Origin of the sequence: Actinosynnema sp. CS-041913, from assembly GCF_050942485.1 — a bacterium.
GTDB lineage: Bacteria > Actinomycetota > Actinomycetes > Mycobacteriales > Pseudonocardiaceae > Actinosynnema.
On record NZ_CP192037.1, the window covers coordinates 7,322,167 to 7,339,770 of the forward strand.

13 protein-coding genes are annotated in these 17,604 nt (G+C 71.9%); 8 read left to right on the top strand and 5 right to left on the bottom strand.

Annotated features, from left to right (window positions below; translation table 11 throughout):
• Positions 1-191: 191 nt before the first annotated feature.
• The 4 genes from ACQPZF_RS32805 (at position 192) to ACQPZF_RS32820 (ending at position 9,226) form a co-directional block, all read left to right on the top strand.
• Positions 192-6,551 (top strand): polymorphic toxin-type HINT domain-containing protein, encoded by a 6,360-nt coding sequence (locus ACQPZF_RS32805; RefSeq protein WP_433263647.1) that lies wholly within the window; start codon positions 192-194, stop codon positions 6,549-6,551.
• A complete protein-coding gene (locus tag ACQPZF_RS32810; protein ID WP_433263649.1) occupies positions 6,548-7,186 on the top strand; it encodes a hypothetical protein in 639 nt (212 codons plus the stop codon). The genes ACQPZF_RS32805 and ACQPZF_RS32810 overlap by 4 nt, the downstream gene beginning before the upstream one ends.
• A 25-nt stretch (positions 7,187-7,211) precedes the next feature.
• On the top strand, positions 7,212-8,246 hold the full coding sequence (locus ACQPZF_RS32815; RefSeq protein WP_433263651.1) for a hypothetical protein: 1,035 nt from the start codon (positions 7,212-7,214) through the stop codon (positions 8,244-8,246).
• Between the two features lie 116 nt (positions 8,247-8,362).
• Complete coding sequence (locus tag ACQPZF_RS32820; RefSeq protein ID WP_433263653.1) at positions 8,363-9,226, top strand: DUF2382 domain-containing protein; 864 nt, start codon at positions 8,363-8,365, stop codon at positions 9,224-9,226.
• Between the two features lie 120 nt (positions 9,227-9,346).
• Here ACQPZF_RS32820 and nadC read toward each other — a convergent pair whose 3' ends face one another.
• The 3 genes from nadC to nadA are packed head-to-tail and all read right to left on the bottom strand — an operon-like array spanning position 9,347 to position 12,821.
• Complete coding sequence (gene nadC / locus ACQPZF_RS32825; RefSeq protein WP_433263655.1) at positions 9,347-10,189, bottom strand: carboxylating nicotinate-nucleotide diphosphorylase; 843 nt, start codon at positions 10,187-10,189, stop codon at positions 9,347-9,349.
• A complete protein-coding gene (locus tag ACQPZF_RS32830; RefSeq protein ID WP_433263657.1) occupies positions 10,186-11,805 on the bottom strand; it encodes an L-aspartate oxidase in 1,620 nt (539 codons plus the stop codon). Before ACQPZF_RS32830 ends, nadC begins: the two co-directional genes overlap by 4 nt.
• Positions 11,802-12,821, bottom strand: a complete 1,020-nt coding sequence (nadA, locus tag ACQPZF_RS32835; RefSeq protein WP_433263659.1) for a quinolinate synthase NadA — start codon at positions 12,819-12,821, stop codon at positions 11,802-11,804. The genes ACQPZF_RS32830 and nadA overlap by 4 nt, the downstream gene beginning before the upstream one ends.
• 64 nt (positions 12,822-12,885) lie before the next feature.
• On the opposite strand from nadA, the gene ACQPZF_RS32840 reads away from it, so the two are divergent.
• The 4 genes from ACQPZF_RS32840 (at position 12,886) to ACQPZF_RS32855 (ending at position 16,567) form a co-directional block, all read left to right on the top strand.
• The gene (locus ACQPZF_RS32840; RefSeq protein ID WP_433263661.1) at positions 12,886-13,575 is read left to right on the top strand and encodes an NUDIX hydrolase; all 690 of its coding nucleotides are present in this window, start codon (positions 12,886-12,888) and stop codon (positions 13,573-13,575) included.
• The gene (locus ACQPZF_RS32845; RefSeq protein WP_433263663.1) at positions 13,572-14,237 is read left to right on the top strand and encodes an LON peptidase substrate-binding domain-containing protein; all 666 of its coding nucleotides are present in this window, start codon (positions 13,572-13,574) and stop codon (positions 14,235-14,237) included. Before ACQPZF_RS32840 ends, ACQPZF_RS32845 begins: the two co-directional genes overlap by 4 nt.
• Positions 14,238-14,504: 267 nt before the next feature.
• Positions 14,505-15,770: an MFS transporter gene (locus ACQPZF_RS32850; RefSeq protein ID WP_433263665.1), complete on the top strand. Its 1,266-nt coding sequence runs from the start codon at positions 14,505-14,507 to the stop codon at positions 15,768-15,770.
• Positions 15,771-15,826: 56 nt separating this feature from the next.
• The gene (locus ACQPZF_RS32855; RefSeq protein WP_433274812.1) at positions 15,827-16,567 is read left to right on the top strand and encodes a putative hydro-lyase; all 741 of its coding nucleotides are present in this window, start codon (positions 15,827-15,829) and stop codon (positions 16,565-16,567) included.
• 205 nt (positions 16,568-16,772) lie between these two features.
• On the opposite strand, the gene ACQPZF_RS32860 is transcribed toward ACQPZF_RS32855, so the two are convergent.
• Together ACQPZF_RS32860 and ACQPZF_RS32865 are read right to left on the bottom strand one after the other, a co-directional pair.
• The gene (locus ACQPZF_RS32860) at positions 16,773-17,363 is read right to left on the bottom strand and encodes a DUF2567 domain-containing protein (RefSeq protein ID WP_433263667.1); all 591 of its coding nucleotides are present in this window, start codon (positions 17,361-17,363) and stop codon (positions 16,773-16,775) included.
• Between the two features lie 39 nt (positions 17,364-17,402).
• Entirely contained in the window at positions 17,403-17,603 is a 201-nt protein-coding gene (locus ACQPZF_RS32865; protein ID WP_433263669.1) for a hypothetical protein, read from the bottom strand.
• Position 17,604: the final 1 nt, after the last annotated feature.

Here is a 17,604-nt window from a genome sequence, read left to right on the forward strand (position 1 = left end):
GCCGGGCGCGAGGGGGCTGCCCGGTGCGCTTGGGGAAGCGCGAAGTCTGAGGTCAGACCACACCCGACGGTATTGCGAACCGTCTTCTTCGGCGTGCACGCGAAATACGCCGACCGCATTGCTGTTTCCGGCCGCACGGCCTGCCCTGCGTTAGCGGGCTGCCCGGAAACATTTCCGAGGGGGCATGGCACATGCGTATTTTGACCAGGATTTTCGCGGTCGGCGCGGTGTCCGCGCTGGTGGCGTCGGGCGCGGCGCAGACGGTGTCCGCGGCGCCCGCGCAGGCGGATCGGAGACCGGCGCAGGCACAGGCCGTGAGATGCGACACGCCGACCGCGCCGGCGGTGCCGCGGGTGTCCCGCGTCGCCGCCGCGCCGAGCAGGCCGTTGGCCGAGACCACCGAGGCCGCCGATACGACGTACTCCGCGCCGGACACCCCGCTGCGGATGATCCCCGGCGACGAGCACCGGGTCCGGGTGACGCTGCGCAACACCACCGCGACGGCGTGGCCGAAAGCCGCGTATGCGCTGTCCTACCACTGGTTCCTGCCCGACGGCAGCGACCAGACCAACGCCGGCAACCGGCTGGAGACCGAACTCCCGGCCGACCTCGCTCCCGGTGCGACGGTCACCGTGGACGCCAGGCTCAAGACGCCGCCCAACGCCGACGCCGGCAACCGGCGCGAAGCCTGGGTGCTGAAGTGGGACCTGCTCGACCGCACCACCCGCCGCTGGCTGTCGCAGGCGGGCGTGCCGACGCTGGACCAGGCCGTCACCGTCGAGCACCCGACGTCCGACCAGTTGGGACTGGAGAAGTTCCACCAGTACAGCGGCAAGCCGACCGGGGCGGGCACCGGGGTGTCGGTCAACCAGTACGCGGGCAACGCGGTGCTGTCCTACAACGCGTTCAGCAACCCCGGCCGGGGCCTGGCGACGTTCGGCCGGCTCACCTACAACAGCCAGGACACCTCGAACTCCTACGCGGGCCGCGGCTGGTCGGTGGCCACGTCGACGTTGCAGCGGCTGGGCACGCCGCTGCAGTTCGACGGCCTGCTCACGCCCGTCCTGACCGGGCACCCGAACAGGATCACCCTGGTCGACGGCGACGGCACGAGCCACGAGTTCGAGCTGGACAAGCACGACAGCGCCGACAGCCGCAAGTGGACGTACGCGAGCCCGGCCGGCGTGCACCTGCTGCTGGAGCGGTCCTCCGGTGACGACGACAGCCGCCGCTGGGTGTTCACCAGCCCGGACCGCACGCGGATGTTCTTCGACCACCGCGGCTACCAGACCGCGACCGCCGACCGCAACGGCAACGAGCTGGAGTTCCACTACCAGAACGGTTTCGTGGGCGCGCGCGGCGTCCGGCTGCTCACCCACGTCACCGACGCCGCCGGCCGCCGCACGCTGAGCCTGGACTACTACCACCACGGCGACGACTACTCCTTCTTCCGGGACGGCCGCAAGGTCGCCGCGACCGGCCTGTCCGACGCCTCGATCGTCAACCAGCTCCGGTCGGTCACCGACATCTCCGGCCGCCGGATCACCTTCACCTACGGCGAGGGCGGCCTCCTCCAGGAGGTCGTGGACGGCGCGGGCACGCCCGACGAGAAGCCGTTCACCTTCTTCTACGACAACGCCCACAACCCGAAGCTGACCAGGGTCGTCGACCCCAACGGCGGCGCGAGCAGGCTCCGCTACACCAAGGACGCGAAGCTCCAGGACCTGGTGGACCGGCTGGACGGCGTGACGTCGTTCGGCTACGCCGACCCGGACGGCGACCGGGGCTCCAAGGTCCAGTCCACGGTGACCGACGCGAACGGCCACACCGCCACCTACCTCATCGACGGCTTCGGCCGCACCGAGAAGCTGACCAACGCCAACGGCGAGACCACCGAACTGGCCTGGGACGCCGACAACAACGTGGTCAGGCTGCGCGAGGACAACGGCGCGACCACCACCTGGGTGTACGACCGGAAGACCGGCTCGCCGCTGGAGGTCCGGGACGCCGAGGCCAACGCCAACGACTGGCCCGCGACGAGGCTGGAGTACCGCACCGACCTCGACGGCCACGTCGCCGACCTGACCGGCAAGACGTCGCCGGAGGGCCGCAAGTGGACGTTCGTGTACGACGACAAGGGGAACCTGGCCGCCGTCACCGACCCGAAGGGCACCGCGACCGCCGCCGACGGCGACTACACCACGCGGTACACCTATGACGACTTCGGGCACCTGATCACCACCACGGACGCCAACGGGAACACGACGACCTACGGCGACTACGACGCCAACGGCTACCCGCAGCGGATCGTGGACCCGTTGGAGTGCGCCAGCTTCTTCCGGTACGACGACGTGGGCAACGTCGTGTCCACTGTGGACGCGAAGCAGAAGGTGCGCTGGTTCACGTTCGACATCTTCAAGCGCCCCCTGGACTCCCGCGTGCCGAAGGACGCGGCGGCCGACCAGCACATCGTGACGCCGGGCGCGACCTACGACCGCAACGACAACATCGTCGCGCTCACCGCCGCGAACCGGGCGGTGACCACCACCGCGTACGACGCGATGGACCGCCAGGTCGCGGTCACCTCCCCGTCCGACGACTGGCCGGGCTCGCCGACCAAGACCCGGACGTTCGCCTACGACAAGGTGGGCAACCTGATCCGGGAGACGACGCCGAAGGGCACGCTCACCCCGGAGCCCGACGACTACACCGCGAAGGTCCGCTACGACGCCGTCAACCAGCCGGTCGAGGGCACCGACGCCAAGGGCCAGCGGTTCACCGTGGCCTACGACCGGGTCGGCAACGCGGTGACCGAGGCCGACGCCAAGAAGACCGCCACGCCGGACCCGGCCGACTTCACCACCAAGTACGTGTTCGACCTCAACCACCGCGTGGTCAAGACGATCGACGCGGCCGGGCACGACGTCGAGAAGCGGTTCGACCGCGACGGCAACGTGGTGGAGACCAAGGACGAGGACGACGTCGCCACCACCATCGTGCTCGACGAGCGGGCCAAGCCGGTGGAGGTGCGCGCACCGCACGACAACGGGGTCGTCCGCACCACGCGGTACGAGTACGACCAGGTGGGCAACAAGACCCGCACCACCACGCCGCGCGGCGTGGACACCGCGGACGACCCGGACGACTTCGTGCACGAGGTCGTCTACGACGAGCTGAACCGGGTCAAGGAGCAGCTCCAGCCGTTCGACCGGGACGACGCGGACGTCGAGGCGCCGGACCGCATCCTCAACTCCTACGACGAGATCGGCAACCTGACCGAGGTCAGCGCGCCGCCGTCGAACGGGCAGACGGTCCGCAACACCACCAGGTACGCCTACTTCGACAACGGCTGGACCAGGTCCACCACCGACGCGTGGGGCATCGGCACCCAGTACGAGTACAACGACCTCGGCCAGCAGATCCGCCGCACGCACCTGAGCGCGGGCGGCGGCTCCAGCCGGACCCAGGAGTGGTCCTACCACCCGGACGGCAAGCGCAAGTCCCGTTCCGACGGCGGTGTCCCGGTCGGCAAGCACGTGGCGCTGGTGGACAACTCCGACCCGAACGACACCGAGGTCGTCGGGAACTGGGCGACCGCGTCCGGCGACGTCGACCACGAGGGCTTCGACTACCGGACGCACCCCGCGGGCGGTGGCGGCGACAGCTTCACGTGGAAAGCCGACATCCCGGCCGGTGGCCGGTACGAGGTGTGGGCCCGCTACGGCACGGCCACCGCGACCGACGCCACCTACACCGTGGAGCACGACGGCGGCGTGGCGACCGTGGCGGTGGACCAGAGCAAGGACACCGGCAAGTGGGTCAGCCTCGGGACCTACCAGTTCACCGAGGACACCGTCCGCAAGGTCACGCTCACCGACCGCGCGAACGGCTCGGTCAGCGCCGACGCGGTCCGGCTGGTCCGCGACAACAGCGGCGACGTGGACGCGGAGTCCAAGGAGTTCCAGTACTTCTACGACGCCGACGACAACCAGACGCTGATCAAGGACCTCAGCTCCGGCGCGCGGGTGGACGAGTACAGCGTCGCCTACGACGTGCTCGACCGCGCGGACAAGGTGGAGGAGCGCAAGGGCGGCGAGGTCCGGAACACCACCACGTTCACCTACGACGCCAACGGCAACGTCGCGGAGTGGCGGCACGACGACCAGTCCGCGGTCTTCGAGTACGACGTGCGGGACCTGGTCGCCAAGGTCACCAACCGGAAGTCCGGCGACGACCCGGCGGACAAGGTCACCACCTTCTCCTACACGCCGCGCGCGCACCTGGCCAAGCAGGTCAAGCACAACGGCAACACCGTGGACTTCGAGTACTTCCTGGACGGGATGCTCAAGCACCAGGTGGAGAAGAAGAAGTCCGGCGACACCGTCGTCAACGAGCACCGGATCGAGTACGACGCGAACGGCAACCGCGCCAGGGACGAGTCGCGCAAGCAGAACGCCGACGACCACGGGGCGGCCAAGAACAGCACGTTCGCCTACACCTACGACCCGCGCGACCGGGTGCGGAAGGTCGAGAAGACCGGTGACGACCCGGCCACCGAGGAGTACCGGCACGACGGCAACAACAACGTCGTGCGGCAGAAGATCAAGGACGTCGAGACGACCTACGCCCACGACCGCAACCGGCTGGTGTCGGCCACCGCGGGCGAGACGAAGTCGACCTACGCCTACGACCCGTTCGGGCGGCTGAGCAAGGTCAGCTCGGCGGGCGAGCAGACCGAGAAGTACATCTACGACGGGTTCGACCACACCGCCGAGCACCGCGCGGGCACCGGCGACCTGGCCCGCACCACCAAGTACGTCTACGACCCGCTGGACCGCACGGTGTCGCAGAGCACCACGGCCGCCGGCCGGACGAAGACCACCGACATGCTCTACCTCGGCCTGTCCGAGCAGGTGCTGACCGAGCGGCTGGACGGCGAGGTCCGCAAGACCTACCAGTACTCGCCGCACGGCGAGCTGCTGTCCCAGGTGTCGGTCGAGGAGGACGGCACCGAGGAGGACCTGTTCCAGAGCTTCAGCCCGCACTCGGACGTCGAGTCGGTCACCGACTCCGAGGGCGACGCCAAGGCCACCTACGGCTACACGGCGTACGGGCAGGACGACGAGTCGGCGTTCACCGGGGACGACAAGCCGGGCGCCGGCGACCCCGACGGGGAGCCGCTGAACTCCTACCGCTTCAACACCAAGCGGTACGACTCGGCGTCCGGCAACTACGACATGGGCTTCCGGGACTACAGCCCGAGCCAGAACCGGTTCCTGTCGCTGGACCTGTACAACGGGGCGCTGAACGACCTCGGGCTGGCGACCAACCCGTTCACCATGAACCGCTACTCGTTCGGCGGCGGCAACCCGATCAGCGCGGTGGAGATCGACGGGCACCTGTTCGGCCTCTCGTTCAGCGACATCGGGCACGCCGTGCTGGACGTGGCGGGCATGATCCCGGTCGTCGGCGAGGTCGCCGACCTGGCGAACGCGGCCTGGTACGCGGCCGAGGGCAACTACGTCGACGCCGCGCTGTCGGCCGCGTCGGCGATCCCGTTCGCGGGCTACGCCGCGACCGCCGTGAAGGCGGGCAAGTACGCGGACAAGGCCATGGACGCCGTGCAGGCGACCGACAACGTGGCCGACGCGGCGCGCACCGCGAGCAAGGTCGACCCGCCGCCCGCGCCGAAGGCCGACGCGCCGCGGCCCAAGGCGGAAGCCGACGCCCCGAAGCCGCAGGAGCCCGCCGCGCCGGCGTGCAAGGTCGGCAACAGCTTCACCGGCGACACACCCGTGCTGATGGCGGACGGCTCCCGCAAGGCGATCCGCGACGTGCGGGTCGGCGAGAAGGTGCTGGCGGGCGACCCGGTGAGCGGGCAGTCCGACGCGGGCCGGGTGACCGGGCTGGTGGTCGGCGAGGGCGTGCGCGAGCTGGTCGGGGTGACCGTGGCCGGCGGCGGCGAGGTCGTCGCGACCGACGGCCACCCGTTCTGGGTGGAGAACGAGGGCGACTGGGTGCCCGCCGGCGCGCTGGAGGTCGGCGACTGGCTGCGCGGGCCGGACGGCGAGGCGGAGCGGGTCACCTCGATCCGCACCTGGACGTCGTTCCTCCGGGTGCACAACCTGTCCGTCGCCGGTTTGCACACCTACTACGCCGACGCGATCCTGGTGCACAACTGCGGGACCGGCGGCGAGGCGCCCCGGACCCCGGACGGCAAGTACGCCAAGCGCAACGGCGAGCCGGGCCGTGACGGCGCGGGCCACGAGCGCGAGGTGTGGGACCTGTTGGAAGCCGAGGGCTACGACGTGATCCGCGGCGACGTCCGCGTCCAGGGCGACTGGGACGGCGGCGTCCGGATCTACGACGGGGCGATCAGGGTGGGTGAGGACGAGCTGATCGGCATCGAGGCCAAGACCGACGGTCGCAAGCGCACCGACCAGCGGGCGAAGGACGACTGGATCAACACCGCCGGCAACACCGGCACCGCGACCGGCAGGCACCGGGGCGCCAAGGTCGTCGGCACCATCATCGTGCAGGTGTTCCGGTGATCGCGGACCGCGCCGGGGGCAGACGGGTGCTGGCCGACGCGCTGACCGGCCGGGTCGACCCGGCGGCGGCGGAGTTGGGGCTGCGGCGGCGCAAGGACGCGCTGGTGTACCGGCGGAACGTGGCGGACGGCTTCCAGCGGCTGGTGTTCGACTTCGAGCTGCACCCCCGGTACGCGAAGGACTCGATCGTCGTGCAGCCGTACGGCGAGGTGGCGTTCCCGGACGTGGTGGCGCTCGCCAGGAAACTCGACCCGCCCAGGCACGGGGTGGTCGTCGACTTCACCCTGCGCTTCGACGTGCGCGAGTACGCCGTGGGGTCGCGGCGGGAGCTGCTGGTCGACGGGCCGGAGGCGGCGGCCGACGTGGCCGGGTGGGTCGGCGGCCTGCTGCGCGACCGGTTCGGGGCGCTGTTCACCGCGCTGTCCTCGCCCGCCGCGTTCGTCGCCTGGGCGCTGGGCGACCGGGACGGCATCGGGCTGGGCGCGCGGGGCTGGATCGCCGTGGCCGCGGCCCAGGTGACGCTCGGGGACGCCAAGGGGGCGCTGGCGACGCTGGAAGCGCACCTCGATCTCGACAACCCGCACAACAAGGAGCACGTCCGCGCGTTCGACCTGGTCCGCGCCGCGGCCGGGTGACGCGTCGTCCACAGGGGGAGGAACCATGCGAAAGCTCACGCTCGCGATCGTCGGTGCGGTGGGCGCCGCGCTGGCGCTCGCGACACCGGCGCAGGCGACCGACGACCGGCTGCCGCTGCCCGGCTACGGCGACATCGCGGTCGACCAGGCGCACCAACGGGTGTTCGTCAGCGGCGGCCCGACCGCGAACGGCATCGTGGTCACCGATTTCCGGGGGCGGGTGACCAAGCGGATCGACGGCCAGCAGGGCGCCACCGGGCTGGTGCTCAGCGCGGACGGGGCGAGCCTGTACGTGGCGCTGGCGGCCGGGGACGCGATCTCCGTCATCAGCACCGAGACGCTGGCCGAGACCGGTCGGTTCGAGGTCGGGCCGCAGACGTGCCCCACGCACCTGGCGCGGACCGGCGCGCTGGTCTGGTTCGGCTACGGGTGCGCGGCGGACTGGAACGCCAAGATCGGCAAGCTCGACCCGGCGGTCGGGGTCGACATCGGCAAGGTGCACGGGAACGCGACGTTCCAGCGCGCGCCGCTGCTGGCGTCGAACGGGACGGACGCCGGGCCGCTGGTGGCCGGGCAGCTCTCGCTGAGCCAGTCGACCGTGCGCGTGTTCACCCAGAGGGGTGGCGAGCTGACCGCGAGCGCGTCCGGTGACGTCGTCGGGGCGAGCCTGAACGACCTGTCCGTCACCCCGGACGGTGCGACGCTCTACAGCGCGTCCGGGTCGCGCGACCACGTGGAGGCGTTCGCGCCGGCGAACCTGGCGCGGCGCGGGGCGTACCGCACCGGGACGCGTCCGGTGGCGGTGGCGGCGTCACCCGACAGCGCGTACCTGGCCACCGGCATCGGCACCAGCGGCGACAACGACGTGCGGGTGTACGCGGCGGGTGGCACGCAGCCGGTCCGCACGGTGCAGGTGGACCGGTCGGAGACGGTGGCGACGCGTGGTCTGGCCTGGGGGTCCGACCTGAAGCGGCTGTTCCTCGTCACCCAGGACGCGGTCGACCCGGCGCCTCGGCTGGTGATCGTCAACGACCCGACGAGGCCCTCGCACGACGACTGACGACCCGAATCTCTTTCGGGGGGAACGAGCCACACGTCCGGGTGACGGACGGTGGCTCGTTCCACGTCACGGGTAATCCGCCCTCGCACGTGTACGGACGATGCGAAGGGAAGACCATGATCAACCAAGCCGAGGTGGACCGGCTGTACGACTGCGACGTGATCGATTCGCACGGCGAGCGGATCGGGTCGGTCAAGCAGGTGTGGCTGGACGACCGCGACGGGCGGCCGATGTGGGCTTCGGTGCACACCGGGCTGTTCGGGCTCAAGGAGACGTTCGTGCCGATCCAGGACGCGCGGATGGGCAAGGGCCACATCACCGTGCCGGTGGAGAAGCAGCAGGTCAAGGACGCGCCGCGGATCGACGTCGACGACCAGCACATGTCCGACGCGCAGCAGGACGAGCTGTACTCGTACTACGGGATGATCCCGACCGCCCGGCCCGGCGAGCACGACCGGATGCCCGGTGGCCGGCGGACCGCGGGGCAGCAGACCACCGGCCGGACCACCGGGCAGCAGACCACCGGGCGGACGACCGGGCAGCAGACGACTGCGCAGCAGACCACCGGCCGGCAGCCCCAGGCGCGGCAGACGCGTGACGACACCCGCGCCGGGCGCACCCGCGACGACCAGTCGGTGACCCGGTACGAGGAGCAGCTTGACGTCGGCACGCGCGAGACCGGCGGTGAGCGGGTGCGGCTGGTCAAGCACGTCGTGACCGAGCAGCAGAACGTGACCGTGCCGGTGACGCACGAAGAGGTGCGCGTGGTGCGGGAGCCCGCCGACCGCGGTGACGCCCGCGAGGCGTTCGCCGAAGAGGAGGTCGAGGTGTCGCTGCGCCGGGAGGAGCCCGTGGTGCGCAAGCGGGCCGAGCCGGTGGAGAAGGTGCGGCTGGACAAGGAGACGGTGACCGAGCAGCGGCAGGTCGGTGACCAGGTGCGCAAGGAACGCATCGAGGTCGAACGTGACGACAAGGCCTGAACGCGGAGGGCCCGCGCCCTCGACGACGAGGGCGCGGGCGGCTCAGCGCGGGTCCGCTCCCGAACCCGGGGCGCGGGCGGCTCGGCGCGGGTCCGCTCCCAGGTCCAGGGCGCGGGCGGCTCAGCGCAGGTCCATCCCCAGGTCCAGGGCGGGGGCCGAGTGGGTCAGGCCGCCCACGGCCAGGTAGTCCACGCCGGTCTCGGCGTAGGCGCGGGCCACGTCCAGGGTGAGGCCGCCGGACGCCTCCAGCGTGACGCCACCGGCCCGCCGCACGGCCTCCGCGCACCCGGCGACCGTGAAGTTGTCCAGCAGCACCAGTTCCGCGCCCTCCGCGACGGCTTCGTCAAGCTGTGCCAGCGAGTCCACCTCCACCTCGCACGGCAGGTGCGGGGCGTGGGCGCGGACGGCGGCCAGCGCGGCGGTGACCGAGCCGGCCGCGCGGACGTGGTTGTCCTTGATCAGCACGGCGTCGCCGAGGCCGAGCCGGTGGTTGACGCCACCGCCGCAGCGGACCGCGTACTTCTCCAGCAGCCGCAGGCCGGGCAGCGTCTTGCGGGAGTCCCGCACCTTCGCCCGGGTCTCGGCGACCTCCCCCACCCACGCGGCGGTGAGCGTCGCGACGCCGGACAGGTGGCACAGCAGGTTCAACGCCGTGCGCTCGGCGGTGAGCAGGCCGCGCACCGGGCCGCGCAGCACCAGCGCGGGCTCGCCGGGGACGGCCTTGTCGCCGTCGTCGCGGCGGTCCAGCACCTCGAAGTCCAACACCTCCTCGAACACCGCCAGCGCCACCGGGATACCGGCCAGCACACCGGCTTGGCGCGGGGTCAGCTCGGCGACGGCCACCGCGTCGGCGGGCACCGTCGCCTCCGTCGTCGCGTCCGCGCCGTAGCGGAGGTCTTCGGCGAGCGCCGTCGTGATGACCCGCCGCAGGTCGTCCGGATCGAGTCCGGGTCCGGTCGTCATGCCACTCCCCTCGAAGCCGTCACCGGGTCGGCCAGCACCGGCTGGCCCGACGGGTTGAGCCGCACCACCTGGCCGCGCTGCCACCGCACGTCGTCGCGGGACGGGAAGTCGGTGCGCACGTGGCAGCCGCGCGACTCGGTGCGCTCGGCCGCCGCCGCGATCAGCGCCCGTGCCGCCACGGTCAGCGCCGCGTCCTCCACCAGTTGCCGGGTGTCCAGCTTCCGGTCCACAGTGGACAAGTCGAGCACCGAGCCGACCACGGCCAGCCCTTCGGCGTCCCGGCCGATCGCCGCGTACCGGCTCATCACGCGCTGCAACGAGTCCCGGTCCGCGACCGGCGCGGTAGGCAGCTCCGCCGTGCCCGTGCAGCGGGCCAGCACGCCCAGCGCGAGGTCGCTCGCGACCGCCTCGGCGGCCCGCGTGCCGACCACCAGGCCTTCCAGCAGGCTGTTGGACGCCAACCGGTTCGCGCCGTGCAGGCCGGTCCGCGCCACCTCGCCCGCCGCGTACAGGCCCGTCACGCCGGTGCGTCCGTCCACATCGGACACCACGCCGCCGCACGCGAAGTGCGCCGCCGGGGAGACCGGGATCGGCTGCCGGGCCGGGTCGACGCCGGCCGTGACGCACGCCGCGTGCACGGTCGGGAACCGCCGCGCGAAGTCGGAGATGCCCGTGGCGTCGAGGAAGACGTGGTCGTCCACGCCGCCGGGGGCGTCCGCCACGTGCCGGGTGATCGCCGCCGCCACGACATCGCGCGGCGCGAGGTCCTCCAGCGGGTGCACGCCGCGCATCACGCGGGCGCCGGTCGCGTCGAGCAGCACCGCGCCCTCGCCGCGCACCGCCTCGGTGACCAGCGGGCACCGGCCGCGCGCGCCCCGCCCCGTGTACAGGACGGTCGGGTGGAACTGCACGAACTCCACGTCCGCCGCCACCGCGCCCGCCCGCAGCGCGAGCGCCAGCCCGTCGCCGGTCGCCACCTCCGGGTTGGACGTGGCCTGGTAGAGCTGCCCCAGGCCGCCGCTGGCCAGCAGCACGGCGGGCGCGGTCAGCACACCGGGCACGCCGTTGCCGTCCAGCACCAGCAGGCCGCACACCTGGCCGAGCGGCGTGCGCACCGCGTCCACCGCGATGTGCTGCTCCAGCACCGGGACGCGGCCGTCGCCGGCGGCGGCGAGCAGCGCCCGCTCCACCTCGGCCCCGGTCGCGTCGCCGCCCGCGTGCACCACGCGGAACGCGCTGTGCCCGCCCTCGCGGGTGCGGGCCAGCCGGCCGTCCGCGGCGGCGTCGAACACCGCGCCCCGCCGGCGCAGTCCGGTCACGGCCGCCGGCCCGCCCGCGATGATCGCGCCCACCGCGCCCTCGTCGCACAGGCCCGCGCCCGCCACCAGGGTGTCGCGGACGTGCGCGTCGACCGTGTCGCCCTCGTCGTGCTCGTCGGGCAGCACGACGGCCACACCGCCCTGCGCCCAACGGGTGTTGCCGTCACGCTGTTCCGCCTTGGTGACGACGAGCACCCGCAGTCCCAGCTCACGCGCGCGCAGCGCCGCCGTCAGCCCCGCGACACCCGTGCCGACCACCACCAGGTCGGCGCGGGCCTCCCACAGCGGAGTGCTCACTCGCCGCCGCCGGGCTTGCCGATCTCGATCATGCGCTGCACGGCGCCCCGGGCGCGCCGCGCGGTCTCCAGGTCGACGTGCACCTCGTCCTTGCCCTCGCGCAGGCAGCGCAGCAGGGCGGTCGGGGTGATCATCTTCATGTACCGGCAGGACGCCCGCTCGTTCACGGCCCGGAAGTCGATCTCCGGCGCGGCGCGGCGGAGCTGGTGCAGCATCCCGATCTCGGTCGCGACGAGCACCGACTTGGCGCTCGTGCGGCGGGCGGCGGTGATCATGTCGCCGGTCGAGAGGATCTTCACCTGCTCGGCCGGGACCGTGCCCTCGCCCGCGAGGTAGAGCGCCGAGGTGGCGCAGCCGCACTCGGGGTGGATGAACAGGTCGGCGTCCGGGTTCGCCGCCGCGCGCTCGGCCAGCTCCGGGCCGTTGATGCCCGCGTGGACGTGGCACTCGCCCGCCCAGATGTGCAGGTTCCCGCGGCCGGTCTCGCGCTTGACGTGCGCGCCGAGGAACTGGTCCGGCAGGAACAGCACCTCGCGGTCGGCGGGGATGGAGGCCACCACGTCGACGGCGTTCGAGGACGTGCAGCAGATGTCCGTCTCGGCCTTCACCTCGGCGGTCGTGTTCACGTAGGACACCACCACCGCGCCGGGGTGCTCGGCCTTCCACGCGCGCAACTGGTCGCCGGTGATCGAGTCGGCCAGCGAGCAGCCCGCGCGCTCGTCCGGGATCAGCACCGTCTTGTGCGGAGCCAGGATCTTCGCGGTCTCGGCCATGAAGTGCACACCGCAGAACACGATGGTCGACGCGTCGCTCGCGGCGGCGATGCGGCTGAGCGCCAGCGAGTCGCCGGTGTGGTGCGCGATGTCCTGGATCTCGGGTAGCTGGTAGTTGTGCGCGAGGATCACCGCGTCCTGCCTGCGCGCCAGCTCCAGCACCTCGTCCCGCCAGGCGGCGTCCGGCGCGATGCCGTCGTACGCACCGTCAGAGGTTCGCTCCACATAAGCGGTAGCGACCATGGATGTCCTCCTTCAGCCAGGTTTTCGCCTTTCGGGCGAAAACGTGGCCGATAGTATCAGCCGAGTGGGTCTAGCGGGACATGAGGTCGTGGCCGCGGTGCTCCAGGTGAGAGCCGGATCACTCCAGGTCATGCTGTGGGAACGCGCGCGGGAACCGCACGCTCACCGCTGGTCACTACCGGGCGGCGGACTCGGCGACGACGAGGACGTGGAGGCGTCGATCCGACGCCAGCTCGCGGAAAAAGTGGACGTGAGACAGCTCTCACACGTGGAGCAGCTAGCCGTCTTCAGCGCCCCCGGCCGGGTGCCCGGACCGCGCGTGGTGGCGACCGCGTTCCTCGGCCTGGTGCCGTCCGACACGGACCCGGTGGTGCCCTCGGACACGGCGTGGCACCCGGTGGACGCGCTGCCCGCGACCGCGTTCGACCACGAGGCGATCTGCCGCCGGGCCCGGAACCGGCTGGCGTCCAAGCTGTCCTACACGAACGTCGGATTCGCCTTGGCCCCACCGGAGTTCACCATCTCGGCGCTGCGCTCGCTGTACTCGGCGGCGCTCGGGTACGAGGTGACGGCGACCAACCTGCAACGCGTGCTGTCCCGGCGCGGCCTGCTGGAGCCGACCGGCGCGGTCGCCCCGGTCGGCCCGTCCGGCGGCCGGCCCGCGGCGCTGTTCCGGTTCGTGTCACGGGAGATGCGGGTCACCGATCCGTTCGCCGTGCTGCGACCACCGAGCAGCCGTAACTTGGGCACGTGACCACGACGCTCCCCCTGTTTCCGCTGGGTACCGTGCTGCTCCCGGGAACGTCGCTGCCCCTGCACGTGTTCGAGCCCCGGTACCGGCAGCTCACCGTCGACCTGATGACCGAGCAGCTACCCGGTCGGTCGTTCGGCGTCGTCGCGATCCGCCAGGGCTGGGAGGTCGGGACGGGCAACGCGACAGCGCTGCACGCCGTCGGGTGCGAGGCCCTGCTCCGCGACGCGAAGCCGCTGCCCGACGGCCGGTTCGACCTGGCGACGTCGGGCGGGCGGCGGTTCCGGCTGGTGGACGTGGACACCGAGAGCGCGCCCTACCTGCTTGGCAAGGTGGAGTGGGTGGAGGACGTGCCGCTGCCTGCGGAGGTGGCGGAGGTGCTGCCGTTGCTGGTGGACGGGGCGATGGGTGCGTTCCGGCGGTATCGGCGGGCGGCGTTCGAGGACGACCCGGTGGTGGCGAGGACGGACGCGCTGGCCTACGCGCTGGCCAACGACTGCCTGCTGACCCTGGAGGACCGGCAGCACCTGCTGGAGGAGCGCTCGGAGGCGCGGCGGCTGCGCATGGTCCGCCGGATGATGCACCGCGAGGCGGGGATCATCACAGCCCTGCACGCGGTGCCCGCACCCATCGCCGACCTGGGCCACCTCCCCCACCGCAACTGACGCCCTTCCCTCCCGCACCACATCGCCGACCCGCCCCCTCACATCGGTGCCCTGGGCCGTCTTCCCATCCCCCTGGGCCGTCTTCCCATCCGCCCGGACCATCTACCCATCTCCCTGGACCGTCTTCCGATCCCCCTGGACCGGCAGTTGCGTCTGAGCATGCCCGCATGTTCTCGTGTTGATTCGTCCTATTGCCCTCTAGTGGGATTGTTCAACAATCCTCTACGGTGTGGTCCAGCGCACAACCCCACGTCTGCGAGGTGAGAGATGAGCAGCAGCACCGCGGAGACCGCCCGGACGGACGGCGGCCCCTTCGCCTGGTTCCGCACCCTCGGCCGCAACGGCCGGAAAGCCTTCATCGGGGCGTTCGGCGGGTACGGGCTGGACTCGTACGACTTCCAGGTCCTGCCCCTCGGCCTGGTCGCGATCACCGCCTACTTCGGCATCACCAAGGGCGAAGCCGGCCTCCTGACCACGGTCACCCTGGTGGTCAGCGCCATCGGCGGCGCGGTCGCGGGCGTCATGGCCGACCGCATCGGCCGCGTCCGCACCCTCATGATCACGGTCGCCACCTACGCCGTCTTCACCGTCCTGTGCGGCTTCGCCACCAGCTACGAGACGCTCCTCGTGTTCCGCGCCCTGCAAGGCCTCGGCTTCGGCGGCGAGTGGGCGGCGGGCGCGATCCTCGTCGCCGAGTACTGCAAACCCCAGTACCGGGGCCGCACGGTGGCGTTCATCCAGAGCGCGTGGGCCGTCGGCTGGGCGCTGTCCGTCGTCGTCTACACCGTGGTCTTCAACTTCTTCCCGCAGGACATCGCCTGGCGGGTGCTGTTCTGGACCGGCGCCCTGCCCGCGCTCCTGATCATCTACGTCCGCCGCACCGTCAAGGACGCGCCGCACGTCACCGAACGCCGTGCCACCAGCGACCACAAGGGCTCGTTCCGGGCGATCTTCGCCGGGGACCTGACCCGCACCACGCTCTTCGCGTCCCTCCTCGCGACCGGCGTCCAAGGCGGGTACTACACGCTGGCCACCTGGCTGCCCACCTACCTCAAGTCGGAACGCGGCCTCACCGTCATCGGCACCGGCGGGTACCTGGCGTTCCTCATCTCCGGCGCGTTCATCGGCTACGTCGCCGGCGGCTACGTCACGGACTGGTTGGGGCGCAAGAAGACCTTCGCGCTGTTCGCGATCCTGTCCGCCGGGCTGATCATGCTCTACACCCAGATCCCGGCCGGCGCGAACACCACCGTCCTGTTCCTCGGCTTCCCGCTCGGGTTCTGCATGTCGGCGATCTTCAGCGGCTTCGGGTCGTTCCTGGCCGAGCTGTACCCGACCGCGCTGCGCGGCACCGGCCAGGGGTTCACCTACAACTTCGGCCGGGCGGTGGGCGCGCTGTTCCCCACGCTGGTCGGCTTCATGGCCGACCGGATGGGCGTCGGCGGCGCGATGGTGTTCGGCGCGATCGCCTACGGGATCGCCGTGGTGGCGCTGCTCGGGCTGCCCGAGACCCGGGGAAGGGAACTGCTGTGACCTCCGAAGCCGTGAACTCCGATACTGCGAACCCGGAGCTTGCGACGCCCGAGCAGGTGCGCCGCCACGCCACCGGCCCGACCGCCGGCCTCGCCGACGGCTACACCCAGGCCAACCTGATCGCCGTGCCCCGGGACTGGGCCTACGACGTGCTGCTGTTCGCCCAACGCAACCCGAAGCCGTGCCCGGTGCTGGACGTGACCGACGCGGGATCGCCGCGCACCGCACTGGCGCCCAACGCCGACCTGACGCGCGACCTGCCCCGCTACCGGATCTGGGAACACGGCGAACTGACCGCCGAGCCGACCGACGCCACCGCGCACTGGCGGGACGACCTGGTGGCGTTCCTGATCGGGTGCAGCTTCACCTTCGAGTCGGCGCTGACACGGGCCGGCGTGCCGCTCCGCCACGTCGAGCAGGGCCGCAACGTCCCGATGTACGTCACCGACCGCGAATGCCGCCCGGCGGGCAAGCTGCACGGCCCGATGGTGGTGAGCATGCGCTACCTCCCGGCCCACCTCACCGACACCGCCCGCGAGATCACCGCCCGGATGCCCGCCGTGCACGGGTCGCCCGTGCACATCGGCGATCCGGCCGGGCTGGGCATCAAGGACCTCGACGAACCGGACTTCGGCGATCCGACCGTCCCGCACGACGGCGACGTCCCGGTGTTCTGGGCGTGCGGCGTCACCCCGCAGGCGGCGGTGATGGCGTCCAGGCCGCCGTTCGCGATCACGCACGCGCCCGGCCACATGTTCGTCACCGACATCCGCGACGAGGACTACCGCGTGTGCTGAGTTCCGCCGGCTCTCCGTGTCGACGCTCTGCCTGCCGACGCTCTGCCCGCCGACGCTCTGCCCGCCGACGCTCTGCCCGCCGACGCTCTGCCCGCCAACGCTCTGCCCGCCAACGCTCTGCCCGCCAACGCTCTGCCCGCCAACGCTCTGCCCGCCAACGCTCTGCCCGCCAACGCTCTACCTGCCGACGCTCTGCGGCGGTGCTTCAGCCGAGCCGGCGACCGAGGTCGTCCAGACCGTTCCACGCCGCCAGGCACCCGTAGGCCAGCGCCGTGCCCAAGGGCCACGCCAGCAAGCCCCACCACGTCTCCAGGACGGGGGCCAAGGCGATCATGTCCCCCACCTTGGGCGCGGCGCTCACCGCGTACCGGCTGCCCGCCGACCCGAGGCCGGTCCGCTGCGCCAGGTACGCCGCCACCCCGCCGCCCACCGTGGCCGCGAGCATCACCACCGGCCCACGGCGTTCCCGCAGTAACCACACCGCGATCCCGGCCAACAGCCCCGCCGCGAGCCCGATGAGCACGAACAGCATCAGCCCGTCCAGCCGGTGGTAGCTCTCCCCGGTCACCGGGATCAGCGAGCCGTCCTGCGCGACCACGACGTTCTGCGGCGGCGCGACCCGGGCCCACAGCCACCCCACGGGCAGCCCGAACAAGGCGATCGTGGACAACACGGCGAACCCCGGCAACAGGTCACGCTTCACCACGACCCGAGGACGCGGCGGCGCGTAGCGGTAGACGAAGACTGGTGGCACGCGGACGGGCGCGGCCCGCTCGTCCACCGGTTGTTCCGCCACGCACGACCTCCCCAGCCCGGACTACCGATGCAGGGCAGGTTACCGCGCGGAGGTGATCTCGCCGTGACGGCTGCACGTGGCCGTCCAGCCGACCGGCGTCACCTGCACCACCATGCGGCGCGCACAGGCCGCGCAGAACCTCGGCGGGTCGACCACGCGGAGGCGCTCCGCGCACGCCGTGTGATCGGTCCCGCCGAGGTCCTTGCCGCAGTAGTTGCAGTACGTGAGCGCGTCGGCCATG

Excerpts from the sequence above, each read along its gene's own strand:
- ACQPZF_RS32805 (WP_433263647.1), top strand. The coding sequence starts at position 192 with ATGCGTATTTTGACCAGGATTTTCGCGGTCGGCGCGGTGTCCGCGCTG.
- ACQPZF_RS32865 (WP_433263669.1), bottom strand. The coding sequence starts at position 17,603 with ATGGCCGACGCGCTCACGTACTGCAACTACTGCGGCAAGGACCTCGGC.
- nadC (WP_433263655.1), bottom strand. The coding sequence starts at position 10,189 with ATGACGACCGGACCCGGACTCGATCCGGACGACCTGCGGCGGGTCATC.
- ACQPZF_RS32815 (WP_433263651.1), top strand. The coding sequence starts at position 7,212 with ATGCGAAAGCTCACGCTCGCGATCGTCGGTGCGGTGGGCGCCGCGCTG.
- ACQPZF_RS32820 (WP_433263653.1), top strand. The coding sequence starts at position 8,363 with ATGATCAACCAAGCCGAGGTGGACCGGCTGTACGACTGCGACGTGATC.
- ACQPZF_RS32850 (WP_433263665.1), top strand. The coding sequence starts at position 14,505 with ATGAGCAGCAGCACCGCGGAGACCGCCCGGACGGACGGCGGCCCCTTC.
- nadA (WP_433263659.1), bottom strand. The coding sequence starts at position 12,821 with ATGGTCGCTACCGCTTATGTGGAGCGAACCTCTGACGGTGCGTACGAC.